The sequence below is a fragment of the Gordonibacter sp. Marseille-P4307 genome (genome assembly GCF_900604965.1).
In the GTDB taxonomy this organism is placed as follows: Bacteria; Actinomycetota; Coriobacteriia; order Coriobacteriales; family Eggerthellaceae; genus Berryella.
Genome location: NZ_UWPD01000001.1, coordinates 548,249 through 562,806 on the forward strand (window position 1 = coordinate 548,249; position 14,558 = coordinate 562,806).

Sequence of the window (14,558 nt, forward strand, 5' to 3'; positions counted from 1 at the left end):
CCTCTTTAGGGGTAATCGGGAGAAAAAACCTTGTCAGAGAGGGAATACCCGCAAAGAGGGTACGGGTGCTTATAAAGGCGGACGCATAGTAGTCCCATGTTGCGCGGCTGAAAGCATGCGGGGGGCATGCGTCTGCGGTTTGCGAACTGAGAGGGATCGCGATCGACCGCAGCGCCCATTAAGACAAATCGATACGTGTTGTGAGGGGGATCACAGGATGCCGGATACTAATCTGAGCGCAAGCGCTGCCGAGGAGCAGACGAGGTCGGCCGACGCTGCAGCCACTACGGCGGAATCTGGATCTACGGGTAAGAAGACGATCACGCGTCGCAACGTTTTGGCCCTGGCGGGAACCGGCGTGGCGGGCTTGGTCGCGGGCGGTGTGCTTGCGACATGGGGCGTGACCCAGGAGCGCCTTGCCAGCGGCGAGCTTGATCTGCGCACTACTCCCACGAAGATGATCGTGACCGATCGCGCCCGCTGTTCGGGCTGCCAGCGCTGCGAGATGATGTGCACGCTGAGAAACGACGGTCGCGTCTGCCAGCACATCGCCCGCGTGCGCGTGTGGGACAACTATTATTTCGGGAAGAGCGTCGATACGGGCGAGGGCATGTTCACTGGCAACTGCCAGTTCACCGTCGAGCATTGCAAGCAGTGCGCCGATCCCATGTGCGCCAAGTACTGCCCTGTGCACGCCATTCACGCCGACAAGGATACCGGGGCCCGCGTGGTGAACGCCGAGGCGTGCATCGGCTGCGGGATGTGCGGTCAGGCTTGTCCCTGGAACATGCCTCGCGTCGATAGCGACACCGGTGTGTCCACGAAGTGCGTCTCGTGCGGCCGCTGCGCCCAGCAGTGCCCCAACGGCGCCATCCAGTTCGTTGACTGGCAGGACATCGCTCAGGCCGTCATCGACAAGGGCGTCGTTCGGACGGCCACGCTCGTCTAGCGACCCATCCGTTCGGGCTAGAGGAAGGGTGCCGCGGGCAAGGGGGTGTGCAGATGGAGGATAGCGAGGTGTTCGCCGTACTGTCCCAATGCTTCGTCGATGGCGGCGAAGCCGAGTGGGACCGGTTCGTCGCCGAGCAATGGGCCGAGTTCTGCGAGGCCGTTGCGCGCATCGAGTCGTTCGGATTCGGGGCCGAGGGCGCGCCGCCGAAGGTGTGCGAACCGGCTCTTCCCGCCCCGCCATCGGGTGCCGAGAAGGATTCGTATGCGCGTCGCCGCTACACCGGAGGACTTCCGTCTTCGGCGATGCCGGTCGAATCGCTGTACGCTTCTTTTGCACAGACGGGATCCGGGGCTGCGCGGTACCGAGCGCTTTGCGCCGACTACATGGCCGACGTCGCGTCACGCATGGGGCTTTTCATTCCCGAGCGGTTTGCGGCGTACCCCGACCATCTGTCACTCGAGCTCGATCTGATAGCAGTGCTTCTTCGGGCCGATGCGCTCGACTCCGCCCGCACCGTTGCGGTCGAACGCCTCGCATGGCTGCCCGATTACCGAGCCGATCTCGAGCGGTTCGACGATGCGGGGTTTTACCGGGCTCTGCTCGATCGCTTGGGGCGCATACGCCGTCGCCTTGCCGACGAGAAGGAATCCGAACGGTTTCACTATGACGAGAAAACTCTGATAACGAACATACAGGAAGGATGACAGCAATGTCTGAAAAGGCTTTGACCAGGCGAAGCTTCCTGGCCGGCACTGCGGGGGCGGCAAGCCTTGCTGCAGTGGGCGGTTTTGCGGGTTTCAGCGCCTGGGAAAACGCGCAGGCTGTCGAAGGCGCCGAGAAGGATCTGCGCCTCGTCCATTCGCTGTGCAACGGCTGTTCGAGCAAATGCGGGTTCACGGCCTATACAAGCAAGGGCAAGCTTATCAAGCAGATCGGCGATCTGGCGCACAACGACGCCCAGGGCAAGCTCTGCGCGCGCGGTTACGGGTTCGCGAACATCGCGTTTTCCAAGGATCGCCTTACCGATCCGCTGAAGCGCAACGCCAAGGGCCAGTTCGAGAAGATATCGTGGGATCAGGCGTATGCCGAGATCTCCGATAAGCTGAAGGGCATCATCGACGAGTCGGGGGCCGCCTCGGTCGCCCTCGTCCACGATCCGCGTCCTTCGGGAAGCTATTACGGTCCTCGCTTCATGAACGCGCTGGGTTCGGCCAACATCTACACGCACGGCGCCGCATGCTACGCTTCCCGCAAGGGCGGGTTCAAGCAGGTTCTGGGTTACGGCGATTGGACGAGCGACGTCGAGAACTCGAAGATGACCATGTTCATCGGCCGCAGCTATGCCGACGGCATCAAGCCCTCCCAGCTCATGAGCCTTCAGCGCGCGCACGACAGGGGATCGAAGATCGTTTTGGTCGATCCTCGCTGCAGCAATACCCGACCTTTTGCAACCGAGTGGGTGCCCATCAAGCCCGGAACCGATATGGCGCTTGTTCTGGCTCTGTCGTGCGAACTGGTGCGCACGGGCAACTACGACAAGGAATACGTGAAGGCCAACGTCGAGGGCTTCGACCAATGGTGGGACTACACCCGCACCTGCACGCCCGAGTGGGCCGAAGAGATCACCGGCGTCCCCGCCGACACGATCTGCCGTTTGGCCGCCGATTTCGCGGCAGCTGCTCCGGCTGCGTCTATCGAGGCCAGTTGGCGCGCTGCGTTCGGATGCATGTACACCAACTCCGGTGAAACCGCTCGCACCGTGGCCATCTTCAACACGCTTCTCGGCTGCTGGAACCAGAAGGGCGGCGCCATCTTCACGTCCAAGGCCAAACTGGGAAACATGGACAAGACCAAGTTCAAGCCTACTCCCAAGATCGAAGCGAAGCCCTACGGCAACTCCGATCTGAAGCTGGGAACCGAGGCGAACTGCCTCATGGCCGCCCAGGGAGCGCGAAAGGGCGATCTTAAGGCCATGTTCTTCTACAACTCGAACATGGTGGCCGGCTATCAGAACCCGAAGTACCTGGGAGAGTGTCTGGACAACCTCGAGCTGTGCGTCGTCATCGACGTTCAGATGAGCGAGACCGCCCAGCATGCCCATTACATCCTGCCCGAGTGTAGCTATCTAGAGCGTGCCGAGGTTCCGCAGCTCAACGGCGGCATGATCCCGTCAGTCACGTTCCGCGACCAGGTGCTCGACGTGATCCACCCGAATACGCGCTCGTGCGACAAGATATACACCGAGCTGGCCGAGGCGTGCGGCGTGGGCGAGTACTTCCAGTTCACGCTGGAAGAGCTGTCCGAGGCCCAAATGAAGAGCATCGGCCACAGCATGGACGAGCTTCGTCGCGTGGGCACCATCAACCTGCACGACAAGGCGTTCAAGTACGGTACCGCCCCGAAGTTCTCCACTGATACCGGCAAGATCAAGTTCTGCAACGACGCGGTGACAGAGTACGGCTACAGCGCCGCCCCCCATTGGGAAGCGCCCAGCGTTTCGCCGAATACCGACGAGTATCGCCTGATTGCGGGTAAGCAGGCGATCCAGAGCCACAACCAGACGGTCAACGTCGGCACCCTGATGGATATTTCCAAGGAATACGGCCTCGAGCGCCTGTGGATCAATCCTGCGGTAGCAGACAAGATCGGCGTCAAGGACGGCGACACGGTGGAGATGTCCAACGCGCTTCACACCGGCAGGATCAAGGTGAAGGTTACCGAGCGCATGAGTCCCTGGGCCGTCTACATGCCCAGCCATTACGGCTGTTCGGTGAAAGAGCAGACCAATGCCTACAGCTTCGGTTTGCGCGCGATGGACTTCACCGAGTTTCGCATCGAACCCGGTTACGGCGGATCGTGTAACCACGAGAACTCCGTCAAACTTAAGAAGGTGAATGCATAATGGCCCGTTACGGAATGCTTATCGATACGAGCAAATGCGTCGGGTGCTTCACCTGCCGTACCGCTTGTCAGCGCCAGAACGGCCTGTTGGATGACGAGTCGTTCATTCGCTTCGAGACTCGCGAGGTGGGGAAGTTCCCGAACGTGACGTTTGAGACGGTGCCCCTGCAGTGCATGCACTGCGACGATGCTCCCTGCGCAGCGGTGTGCCCTACGGGTGCGGCTCGCATGGGAACCGACGGTATCGTTCAGGTTGACCAGGGGCGCTGCATCGGTTGCCTGTATTGCATGGCGGCATGCCCCTACCAGGTGCGCGTGCGCAACAGCGAGACGGGCTCGGTTGACAAATGCCGTTTCTGCACGGTTTCCGCCGCTGTGGACGGTACTGCTATGTGCACGTGTGTGGAGGCTTGCCCCACTGGCGTGCGCGTCTTCGGCGATTTGGACGATCCCGATTCCGAGATTTCCAAGCTGCTGGCTGAAACCAAGGCTCAGCCCATCGCCGAGGGCCTGTCCGAGCCCAAAGTCTACTACGTGAGGTGATGAGCATGGAATTCGAACCTATTTGGGAGCTTCCCATTGCGCTGTACCTGTTCTTGGCCGGTTTGGGCGGCGGCGCGTTCATCACATCGGTGTTCATGAACTGGAAGAACCCCGACACTAAAAAGATCCAGCGCTTCGCTCACCTGGCCGCCCTCGTGTTCGTGGGCGTCGGCTTGGTGTTGCTGATGACCGATGCGAAGGCCGGCTTGTTCCATCCGTGGCGGTTCATCTTGCTGCTGGTGAACTTCGGCTCCGTCATGACCTGGGGCGTGGTGTTCCTCGCCGGCTTCATGGCGGTCGATCTGGCTGTAGTGGTTCTGGAGTGGACCAAGCGGGTGGTGCCGCGCTGGCTCGAGATCGCGGGCTGTCTGTTCGCGGTGTGCGTGGGCATCTACACCGGCGCCTTGCTGGGCGTGCCCCATACGTTCCCGCTGTGGAACAGCGCGGTTCTTCCGCCCCTGTTCCTGGTCTCCGCCGTTTCGACGGGCGCTGCGGCGGTTCTGCTGTACGGCGTGCTAGCCGTACCCGAGGAATTCGAGCGCACCGGTTGGGTGAAGAAAGCTCACTACTTCTTGCCGATCGTCGAGATCGTGTTGGTCGCAGCGCTGCTTTTCATCACCTTCTACAACGGCGAGGCGGGTCGGAACTCGGCTATGTCGCTTCTGTGCGGTCGGTTCGCCGTGGTGTTCTGGCTGGGCTTTGTGCTTATCGGTCTTTTGGGTCCGATCGCGATCGAGACGGCGATGCTGTTCGTTGCGAAGCCCGAGTTCGAAGAGACTCCGACGGGCCGATACCTGCTTGCGGGCGGCAGCGTCGGTGTTCTTATCGGAGGGTTTCTGCTGCGTTACCTGGTGGTTATGGCGGCGCTTCCGGTCACGTTGGTCGTTCCGTTTATCTAGGTCGGAGTTCTCCCCTCTTCATGTCGGCGGCCTGCGTTCATCGCGGGCCGCCGTTTTTGCTGCTGCGGTGTTTGCTACAATGGGCGCTTCGGGGGGAGGCTGAATGGTCGAAATGAAAAGCCCGGCCGTCGCGTTCGTCGGCCGCCATAACTCGGGGAAAACAACCCTGATCGTCAAGCTTATCGAAGAGCTGGTTGCTCGCGGCGTCGATGTGGGCAGCGTGAAGCACCACAGTCATGCGGGCTTCGATATCGATATCCCCGGCAAGGATTCGTACCGACATCGCCATGCGGGGGCTTCGGAGACGGTGATTGTCGCTCCCGGGCAGATGGCGTGCGTAAAAACGATCGAGGGGGATCTCGATTGCTCCCGCATCGTGGCCAGTATGCCGGGGCACGACCTGGTTATCGTGGAGGGATACCGTAAAAGCGGTCTTCCCACTATCGAGATCATGAGACAGGGCAACCCGGCCGATGTGAAGGCGGCTCGGGTCTTTGCGCAGGGCGCGCGCGAGGGATGGTCGCTCGATTCCGATTTCACGCAGATCGGGCGCCGGGTTTCGGATGCCGATCCCGGTCGAATCGATTATCTGGATGTTTCCGAGAAGCTGCCCGGATCGGCCACGGTGGCTATCGTAAGCGATATCCCGTGTGCACTCGAAGCCGCGCGTTTATACGGGATACCGTCGTTCGGGCTGGAATCCGTATCCGAGATCGCCGACTTTCTCGAACGGAGCTACGCCCGGCCGAAGGTGACGGTGGTGATCCAGGCGGGCGGGGAGAGCCGCCGTATGGGCACAAGCAAGGCCACGGTTTCCTTCGGGGGTCGTCCTTTGATATGCCGCCTGATAGACCGCGTCTCTTCGGTTGCCGACGAATTGGTGATCACCACCAACGAACCCGACAACCTCTCGTTTCTGCTTGAGGACTATCCGAAGCTGGCCATTCGGCTCGAGCGCGACGTGTGCGCCGCTCGCGGTGCGCTTCCCGGACTCTACACCGCCCTCGAGGTTGCATCCCATCCCTATGTAGCGGTGGTGGCCTGCGATATGATCTTTGCTTCGCCCCGTTTGATCGCAGCCGAGGTCGAGGCGCTCACGCGGTCGGGGGCCGATGCGGTGGTGCCCGTGAACAAGCACGGTTACGAGCCGTTCCATGCGCTTTACCGGAAAAGCGCCTGTCTGCCGGTGGTGAGGGAGGGCGTCGAAGCGGGCCAGCGCGCCGCCCAGTACGTTATGAGGCACGTGAACGTGCGCGAATTCCCGCAAAGCGAGGTTCTGGCGGCCGAGCCCATGGGAGGCTGTTTCGTGAACGCGAACACGCCCGAAGAGCTGGCGTCGTTTGAAAGCTGGTATTTGGATGCCCAGCATCGATGATTTGGTCTCGGTTGCCGAGGCGTTCCAGAAAAGCCCCGTCTACATCGATCGCGATCGCTGCGTTGCCGTGCGCAACCGCAATGCGTCGTGCCGTCGTTGCGTGGACGCTTGCCCCTGCGATGCGATCGAGGTCATGAACAACGAGATCACCCTCGATGTTCGGGCATGCAGCGCCTGCGGGGCGTGCACTGCGGTGTGCCCTACGGGTGCGCTGGTGCCCCTGCGCCCCTCCGACGACGATCTGTTCGATGCGTGCGTGCAGGCTGCGGGAGCGTCTGTGGGACGTGCGGTCATCGCCTGTGCCCGCATCTCGTCTCGGCGGGAGGCCGATCCGACGCGGTATGCCGAGGTACCCTGCCTGGCCCGTGTTGACGAGAGCGTCCTCATGAGGCTGGCGGCCGAGGGCGTCCGAGAGATCGTTCTGGTCGATGGGGCTTGCGCGACCTGCCGTTATCGGGCCATCGATGAAGGCGTCAATATCACGTGCGGGGCGTTCCAGCAGCTCGTCGGGGCCCAAGGGGCAGAAATTCCGATATCCCGCACGAGCGCCTTCCCGCACGATATGCTGATCGAGGATGCAACGGGCCTGTTCGGAACGACGCGCCGAGATTTCTTCTCTGAAACCGCCCGATCGGCCCGCGATCTGGTGAGCACGGCCGCGAAGGCCGCGCTTGAAAGCGAGCTGGCAGACGCGAAGGAGCTTTCCATCGGCGCGCGCCTGCGGGCGGGCGAAAACGGTGCGCTTCCTACGTTCGAGATCCGCCGCCATGCCGATATCGTCAACGCTATGGATGCGCTGGGGCAATCCGTTGTCGAGGAAGTGGTTGCGCGCGTATTCGCGACGGTCGAGATCGATGTGGAGAAGTGCAACGGGTGCGGTATGTGCGCCGTATTCTGCCCGACGGCGGCCATCAAGCGCGACGAGCGCAAGAAGCCCTACACGAACCCCGAATACCTGGAGTTCTGGGCTTCCGAATGCATTCAGTGCAACCTATGCCAGGACGTGTGTTGGAAGAAGTGCCTGAAAGTCAGTCCGGTCGTTCCCACCAAGCAGCTGTTCAGCTTCGATCCGGTGGTGTTCGATTTGCGGTCTTCCGCGGGCGCCTCCAAGCCGTTCGGCCTGGGTTCGAGCTAGGATGCGGGGTCTTGCTTTCCGCTTGGCAGCGCCGTGCGGCTCTGCGGTAAGGGGCGGGTCGTATATAATCGGTTGAACCAGACCGGCGAAAGGGCCCCCATGACCGACGATACCCGCAGGCACATTACGGTAACTCCCGACGACGAGGAGGATTTCGTTATCCGAGCCGGGGTCTCCTCGATTCCAGCCGAGCCGTCGGCGGAAGCGGGCGTCCGCGCCGTTAACCGATCCGGGATTCAACCGACGCCGCCAGAGGATTCCCTGCCTGCTTCGCAGGAAACCACGGATCCCTCTGTGTTGCGGAATGCGTCGCCATCAAGTGATCCTGCATCCGAACAGGCTTTTGGTCGGGATGGGTACAAAGAAACCACGCTCGAGGACATCGAATCGGCCGGCGGGATGTCGAAGATGCAGGGCATCATCATCGCGCTGGCGGTGCTGGCGGTTCTCGGGTTCATTCTGTATTACAACGTGGCTATGCGCTAGCGCCGCCGCTACGAGAAGGGCATCCCATGAGCGAGAACGAACAGACCAGCTCCAGGCGATCCGAAGAGGCTTTCGCTTCGCACGGTGGCGCACAGGCCGTTCCATACGATGATCCCATTGGTTTGACCAGCGCATTTGCACCCATCGGAACCCCCGACGACCCAGACGGGGGAGAGTTTTCCCAAAACGAGGAGAGGTCTCGCCCGGCTCGTCACGCCCGACGCGCGGCTTGCGGCGATGAGGGTGCATCCGACAACGAGGATGTGCAGCCTTCCGATGCGGAAGCGCCCGATCGCCCGCTTGCTTACGAGGGGGACGTTCAGGAGGATTTCCGCGATCCGGTGGAAGCGCTGGAACCGGTTGCGGCAGCCCCCCTGCTGGTGGGGGATGACGGTTTGGCGGACAGATTCTCCGAAGAGGATCGCAAGGGCGCACGAAGGGGCAAGGCGGCCGACTTGCCGGCTCCCGCGAGGAAGAGCCGGCGCATACGCCGGCGCCTCATTGTGATCATCGTGCTGCTGATCGTGCTTCTGGGGGGCTTCGGCTATCTTGGATACACGCTGTTCAAAGATACGCAGAACGGCGCGGCCGAGCTCTCAGCCCTCCGCGCCAGCGTAACCGTTGCGGCAACCGGCGAAGACGTGTCCAAACCCTCCGTTCAGAAGACGACGGAGGTTCCACGTTTGCCTGCGGTTATCGGTTTGGAGAAATCAGAGGCCATCGAAAAGATAGGCCACGGTGCGACCGAGGTTAAATCCAGTGAGGCCGCTGATGCCGACAGCGTCATCAAAACCAATGTGACCTGCAGTCTTACTTCGGAACCGGCCGATCCCAAGACGGGTGTCCCGTCGGTGTATCTGGGGCTGGACGAGGACGGGAAGGTTGTTCAGGCGGGTTATTCCGCGTCGCCCACCGCACTCGGATTCGGCGATTTGAGCTTTTCCGACCTGGTGGTCAATGGGCATGCGATCGAGGGTGCGCTGAGGGAGGCGGGCCTTAAGGTGCAGGACGGCGCCGCCCTGCTTCCCGCCGATGCCTCCGAATACACCACGTATGCGGCTAACCAGACGACGGTGCAAAAGCAACAGTACGCCTTCGAAGGTACCGCCGATTCGTACGCATGGTCGGCAGTGCTCAGCTACGACTACAGTGCGGCCAACCTGTCCGGCGGCAACGTGAGCGACACCGTTCGCGTGCTGTATCTGTACATAGAGAAGGCATAGCGCTTCGGGGTTCCAGCATGAGGTCTGCGCGTTTCTTCGCATACCGCCTGTCGGAGCGGCATGCGTTTGCGCAGAATTCTTGCAGATGTCAGGCGGTATGGTATGATCTTCCAGGTACGTTACTGAAGAGAGGTCAATTCCTCCACCTAGTTCGGCTGCAGGTCGATGGGTTGCTTGAATAGAGGTCGTTGCAGACAGCTTTCATTCGCCCGTTGCCTTCGCAGCGGGTTTCGTTTTTTTTGCGGCGCGTAAGCGCAGGAAGTCAGGAGGTGAGCGCCATAGCAGCTCAGGAGCCACGGCTCAATAGAGAGATCACCACGCGTGAGTGCCGTCTGATCGGCTACGACGGATCTCAGATGGGAATCTACGCCACGGTTCAGGCGCTTCGCATCGCCGAATCCGAAGGGTACGATCTGGTGGAGATCGCTCCGAATGCGGAACCTCCCGTATGCCGCATCATGGACTACGGAAAGTTCAAGTATGATCAGGCTATCAAGGCGAAGCAGGCTCGGAAGAACCAGAGCAGGATCGAAACCAAGGAGATGAAGTTCCGCCCGAAGATCGATGTGGGCGACTACACTACCAAGAAGAAGCACGTTTTGCGCTTCCTCGATGCCGGCGACAAGGTGAAGATCACGATCATGTTCCGTGGCCGCGAGATGGCCCATCCCGAGCAGGGGCTTTCCATTCTGGAGCGCCTTGCCGAGGATCTGAAAGACATGGCCGTCATCGAATCTGCGCCGAAGATGGAAGGTCGCAACATGCACATGCTCATCGCTCCTTTGCCTTCCGCCGTGAAGAAAAAGAAGGAAGCGAAAGCGGGAAAGAACGAAAAGGTCGCCGAGGGCGATAGCACTGAAGGAAAGGACGAATAATGCCTAAGATGAAAACCCATCGGGGTACTGCGAAGCGCTTCCGCGTGACCGGTTCCGGCAAGATCATGCGTGCCAAGGCTTTCAAGAGCCACATCCTCACCAAGAAAAGCCCCAAGCGCAAGCGCAACTTCCGTCAGGAGACCGAGCTGTCTGCTGCCGACAATCGCGTTGTCGCTCGTAACCTCGGCCTTCGCTAATCGATAAAGGAGAATCATCATGCCTCGTGTAAAGCGCGCAGTTAACGCTCATAAGAAGCGCCGCACAATCCTCGGCCGTGCGAAGGGTTACTACGGTGCCAAGTCCCGCTCCTACAAGAACGCGAAGCAGCAAGTCCAGCATTCGCTTCAGTACCAGTACCGCGACCGCCGCAACAAGAAGCGCGAGATCCGCCGCCTGTGGATCACCCGCATCAATGCGGGCACCCGTGCAAACGGCATCGTGTACTCCCAGTTCATGAACGGTTTGAGGAAGGCCGGCATCGAGCTTGACCGCAAGGTCCTCTCCGATATGGCCATCAACGACGCTCCCGCGTTCGCTCAGCTGTGCGAGATCGCCAAGAAGGCCCTGTAATCGCTTCAAAGCGAAGCCTCGTGCACCAAGCCCCCGAAACTCTCAAAGGTTTCGGGGGCTTTCTCGTTTGATTCTGCGGTCTGCGTCGTCCCGGCTGTCGAAACCATGTTGAAAAACCGAGGCTGGGTCGATTTCGTAACCGCCGGGTTACGAAATCGACCCATTCGCTATCGCATTTCTTTAATGCGTAAAAAATGCATCTGATCTGCGGCCATCAAATTGATATCAGAAATGTCGTGTTAATCTGACAGACAAACAGGGGAGGTCCAATCCATGGCCGGAGAGGCCGATGGCCAAGCAGGCGCCTCCCCTGATGTCCTTTCGTTTCCGATCCTTTTCGCCTATGCGGTGAAAACGTGCGCTTTGGCGACGCCTTTTCGTCGCTAAAGCGCACGGGAGTAGAATGATCAGGGTTAATGGGCGCTTTTCACAAGAGCGCCGGGAAGCGGCGGCGTCCCTCGGGGGCGCTTTCGATGAAGGGACGGTACCATGGCCGATATCCAAGAGGTCCAGTATATCTGGAAGAACGGCGAGATCATTCCCTGGGCGGAGGCTACGACGCACGTTCTTAGCCACTCGCTGCATTACGGATCGGGCGTGTTCGAGGGTATTCGCTGCTACGAAAACCCCGATACGCACAAAAGCTACGTGTTCCGCCTTCAGGACCATATGGAGCGCCTGGTTCGCAGCTGCAAGATCTCCATGATCGACCTTCCCTATACCGCCGAGCAGCTGGCGCAGGCGACAGTCGCGCTGATCAAGGCGAATAACCTGAAGAAGTGCTATATCCGGCCTTTGGTGTACCGCGGTTACGGCACGATGGGGGTTGATCCCACCGGATCTCCCACCGATGTCGTTATCGCCGTGTGGCCGTGGGATGCCTATCTGGGTGCCGAGGCTCTGGCCAAGGGGATCAAAGTGGGCGTTTCATCGTGGCGCCAGCGCTCCAACAACGCCATTCCTCCCGCGGTGAAAGCCACTGCGTCTTACATGAACTCGCTGCTGGCGAAGCTCGAGGCGAGGGCTCACGGATACGGTGAGGCCATCATGTTGAACGAGGCCGGTCTGGTGTGCGAGGGTACGGGGGAGAACCTGTTTGCCGTGCGCAACGGCGTGATCTCCACCCCACCTTTGTCCGACGGTCTGCTTGAGGGCATCACGCGCGACTCGGTTCTCCAGATCGCCACCGATATGTTCGAAGACGGCGAGATCGACGCCTGCCCGCTTGAGGAGAGCCTGACCCGCACGGATCTGTACGTGGCCGACGAGGTGTTCATGACGGGTTCGGCCGCCGAGCTCACTCCGGTTGCCAGCGTTGACGAGCGCCAAGTCGGCTTGGGCGCGCGCGGTCCTGTGACCAAGGCTTTGCAGTCCCGCTTCTTCGATGCGGTGTACGGCAATGCCGAGCGCTATGCCGACTGGCTGACCGAGGTGGAGTAGCGTCGATGGACGATCTGCGCAATGAAGACGTCGAAAACCTGCTTCAAGTCCTTGTCTCCATCGACGACAAGGACTGCATGTTCGCTTTGCTCGAAGATCTGTTCACCATCAGGGAGATTCGTGAGTCCTCCCAGCGATTGGCGGTTGCGCGCATGTTGGATTCGGGTATGTCGTACGTAGCCATCGAGAAGCAGACGGGCATGTCGGCCACCACCATCGCGCGCGTCTCCAAATGCCTGGGGTACGGTGCGGGCGGGTATCGTCATGCCATCGAGGTGCTGTCGGACGGCCAGGCGCCTATCGACAAGAACCTTTAGCCCGGTATCTTTACGGGTTCGACGCACAGGCCGCCGTTGCTTCGGTTGACGAAGCAACGGCGGCCCTTCGTTTAGCTTAGGGCCAGCGCATGAACCGCCGTCAGGGCGCACAGAAGGATAAGGACGAGAGCTCCGTACGAGGCTAGCCATCGCTTCCAGCCGAATTTTCCCCATGCGGGCAAGCGCCTTACAAGTCTTCTTTTATCGGCTATCAGCACAGCGGTCGATATGAAAAGCAAAGGGCAGATCACCAAGAATGCGAAGGCGTTGTACCAGATCGGCATCGTTTGGTTTTGGGGCGTCGGGTTCAGGAAGGCGGCGATGCAGCTCGGTATGAGAAGAGCGAGCGCCGCGCACAGCAGTACGTTCCAGATTTTCCCCAAGGTGGAGAACCTTTCCGGTTTTGAGATGGAGGAGGGCGTCTGACCGGCCGCCGCGCCGCGCACATCGTCGGGCGCCTTGGCGCAGGCTTGCAGGAAGGCGCTCTTCAGGGCCCGCGTATGTGCGAAGCGCTTATCGGGATCGAATTCGGTTGCGCGCATCAGCACTTCTCTCATCTTGTCGGAGATGTGCGATCCGGGGAAGCGGTCATCGTGGGTCGAGGCGGACGGGATCGTCCCCGTCAGGCAGAAGTACAGCAGCATGCCCAGCGCGTACACGTCGCTGCGCACCGTGGTTTGCTTGTAACCGAACTGCTCGGGAGGGGAAAACGACCGTGTCCCGAACAGAAGGGTGTCCGTTTCGGCATCTTCTTTGAAATCGCGCGCGATTCCCAGATCGATCAGAACCGCACGCGAGTCTTGGACGATCACATTGCTGGGTTTGAGGTCTCGATGGATGAGCGGCGGATCGAATCGTTCGTGAATGGATGCGACCGCATCGCAGATGGGGGGAAACAGTCTGCATGCGAGGTCGTTTCCCGCTCCCAGCCTGGTCACGGCTCGATCGAGCGTTTCTCCCGACAGGTATTCCATGACGATGATCAGATGTCGGTCGGTTTCGTAGCACTCGTATATGTAAGGGACGGCTTCTAGCAGGTTGTTCGCATTATGTTGCTGATGGTCGAATATGCGCTGGTAGGCACTGCCAAGGTGCGAGGTGCTTTCGATGTATTTTCTAACGTAGAGGTTTTGGAACCCCCGCTTCATCCGCAAGGGGGCGTCGGCTTCAAGGACGGAGTCGGGCAGATACACCAGCTCGGTACGCTCGGTTTCAGTGCCTTTCAGGGTATCGACAATGCGGTACCGATCCTCCCGTTCGAGGCTTGCCAGGTACCGCTTGAGGTCGTTCGTGTCGATGGGGGGCATGCGTCATCAGTTCTCGATAATCGTCTGTTCCCCGAAACCGTAAAGCTCTCTCTCCGCCTGCAGCAGGGTCGCTCCTTTTTGGAGAGAGTAGATGATTATGGCGTCGCGGCGATTCTTCGGATACAGGCGGCTGATACCGCCGGCTTGCAAAAGCCGCTGGGTTTCCTGGACGGTAAGTCGCATGCCGAATGCGATTTGCAGCAGCTTGTTGCGCGTCGGGTTCCTGCGCCCGGCGAAGATGTACCAGGCGTACGTTTCGTCGAGGTCGGACGCGCGGGCGACCTCTTTGTACTTCATGTTCCGGTCCTGCAAAAGCTGGTTCAGGTATTCGGTGAGGGTAGGCGCGTCGAACGTGCAGCGTTCCACGAAAGCTTTCGGGTCGGATGAATTGATGAGCTCGGAGAGAAGGTGTTCGGTGAGCGGTTCGTTCACGGGTAGGGCCCTTTGCTGGAAAGCGGATGAAAGCTGCAGCCGCTTGCGCACCTGGGACCTCATAAAAGCCCAGCGCCGTACCAAGGTACGGCGCTCCAATGCT

16 protein-coding genes are annotated in these 14,558 nt (G+C 60.4%); 14 read left to right on the forward strand and 2 right to left on the reverse strand.

Annotation, left to right across the window (positions count from 1 at the left end; translation table 11 throughout):
* Positions 1 to 217: 217 nt before the first annotated feature.
* From EIH26_RS02450 to EIH26_RS02515, 14 genes are all read left to right on the forward strand, one after another.
* A complete protein-coding gene (locus tag EIH26_RS02450; RefSeq protein ID WP_124060602.1) occupies positions 218 to 949 on the forward strand; it encodes a 4Fe-4S binding protein in 732 nt (243 codons plus the stop codon).
* A gap of 53 nt (positions 950 to 1,002) precedes the next feature.
* On the forward strand, positions 1,003 to 1,656 hold the full coding sequence (locus tag EIH26_RS02455; RefSeq protein ID WP_124060603.1) for a molecular chaperone TorD family protein: 654 nt from the start codon (positions 1,003 to 1,005) through the stop codon (positions 1,654 to 1,656).
* Positions 1,657 to 1,661: 5 nt separating this feature from the next.
* Positions 1,662 to 3,854 (forward strand): molybdopterin-dependent oxidoreductase, encoded by a 2,193-nt coding sequence (locus EIH26_RS02460; RefSeq protein WP_124060604.1) that lies wholly within the window; start codon positions 1,662 to 1,664, stop codon positions 3,852 to 3,854.
* Positions 3,854 to 4,396, forward strand: a complete 543-nt coding sequence (locus tag EIH26_RS02465) for a 4Fe-4S dicluster domain-containing protein (RefSeq protein ID WP_124060605.1) — start codon at positions 3,854 to 3,856, stop codon at positions 4,394 to 4,396. The genes EIH26_RS02460 and EIH26_RS02465 overlap by 1 nt, the downstream gene beginning before the upstream one ends.
* Positions 4,397 to 4,401: 5 nt before the next feature.
* A complete protein-coding gene (gene nrfD, locus EIH26_RS02470) occupies positions 4,402 to 5,295 on the forward strand; it encodes an NrfD/PsrC family molybdoenzyme membrane anchor subunit (protein ID WP_124060606.1) in 894 nt (297 codons plus the stop codon).
* Positions 5,296 to 5,398: 103 nt separating this feature from the next.
* A complete protein-coding gene (mobB, locus tag EIH26_RS02475) occupies positions 5,399 to 6,670 on the forward strand; it encodes a molybdopterin-guanine dinucleotide biosynthesis protein B (RefSeq protein WP_124060607.1) in 1,272 nt (423 codons plus the stop codon).
* Positions 6,654 to 7,805, forward strand: coding sequence for a 4Fe-4S binding protein (locus EIH26_RS02480; protein WP_124060608.1), 1,152 nt, complete (start codon positions 6,654 to 6,656; stop codon positions 7,803 to 7,805). Before mobB ends, EIH26_RS02480 begins: the two co-directional genes overlap by 17 nt.
* Before the next feature lie 99 nt (positions 7,806 to 7,904).
* Entirely contained in the window at positions 7,905 to 8,291 is a 387-nt protein-coding gene (locus EIH26_RS02485; protein WP_124060609.1) for a hypothetical protein, read from the forward strand.
* A 26-nt stretch (positions 8,292 to 8,317) separates the two neighbouring features.
* Complete coding sequence (locus EIH26_RS02490; RefSeq protein WP_124060610.1) at positions 8,318 to 9,514, forward strand: histone-lysine N-methyltransferase; 1,197 nt, start codon at positions 8,318 to 8,320, stop codon at positions 9,512 to 9,514.
* Positions 9,515 to 9,783: 269 nt separating this feature from the next.
* On the forward strand, positions 9,784 to 10,389 hold the full coding sequence (gene infC / locus EIH26_RS02495; RefSeq protein WP_206424658.1) for a translation initiation factor IF-3: 606 nt from the start codon (positions 9,784 to 9,786) through the stop codon (positions 10,387 to 10,389).
* Positions 10,389 to 10,586 (forward strand): 50S ribosomal protein L35, encoded by a 198-nt coding sequence (rpmI, locus tag EIH26_RS02500; protein ID WP_124060612.1) that lies wholly within the window; start codon positions 10,389 to 10,391, stop codon positions 10,584 to 10,586. Before infC ends, rpmI begins: the two co-directional genes overlap by 1 nt.
* A 19-nt stretch (positions 10,587 to 10,605) precedes the next feature.
* Positions 10,606 to 10,959, forward strand: a complete 354-nt coding sequence (gene rplT / locus EIH26_RS02505) for a 50S ribosomal protein L20 (RefSeq protein WP_124060613.1) — start codon at positions 10,606 to 10,608, stop codon at positions 10,957 to 10,959.
* 489 nt (positions 10,960 to 11,448) lie between these two features.
* A complete protein-coding gene (locus tag EIH26_RS02510) occupies positions 11,449 to 12,399 on the forward strand; it encodes a branched-chain amino acid transaminase (protein ID WP_124060614.1) in 951 nt (316 codons plus the stop codon).
* 5 nt (positions 12,400 to 12,404) lie between these two features.
* Positions 12,405 to 12,716, forward strand: coding sequence for a YerC/YecD family TrpR-related protein (locus EIH26_RS02515; RefSeq protein WP_124060615.1), 312 nt, complete (start codon positions 12,405 to 12,407; stop codon positions 12,714 to 12,716).
* 71 nt (positions 12,717 to 12,787) lie between these two features.
* Here EIH26_RS02515 and EIH26_RS02520 read toward each other — a convergent pair whose 3' ends face one another.
* A complete protein-coding gene (locus EIH26_RS02520; protein ID WP_124060616.1) occupies positions 12,788 to 14,023 on the reverse strand; it encodes a serine/threonine-protein kinase in 1,236 nt (411 codons plus the stop codon).
* A gap of 6 nt (positions 14,024 to 14,029) precedes the next feature.
* Positions 14,030 to 14,455: a helix-turn-helix transcriptional regulator gene (locus tag EIH26_RS02525; protein ID WP_124060617.1), complete on the reverse strand. Its 426-nt coding sequence runs from the start codon at positions 14,453 to 14,455 to the stop codon at positions 14,030 to 14,032.
* Between the last annotated feature and the right edge of the window lie 103 nt (positions 14,456 to 14,558).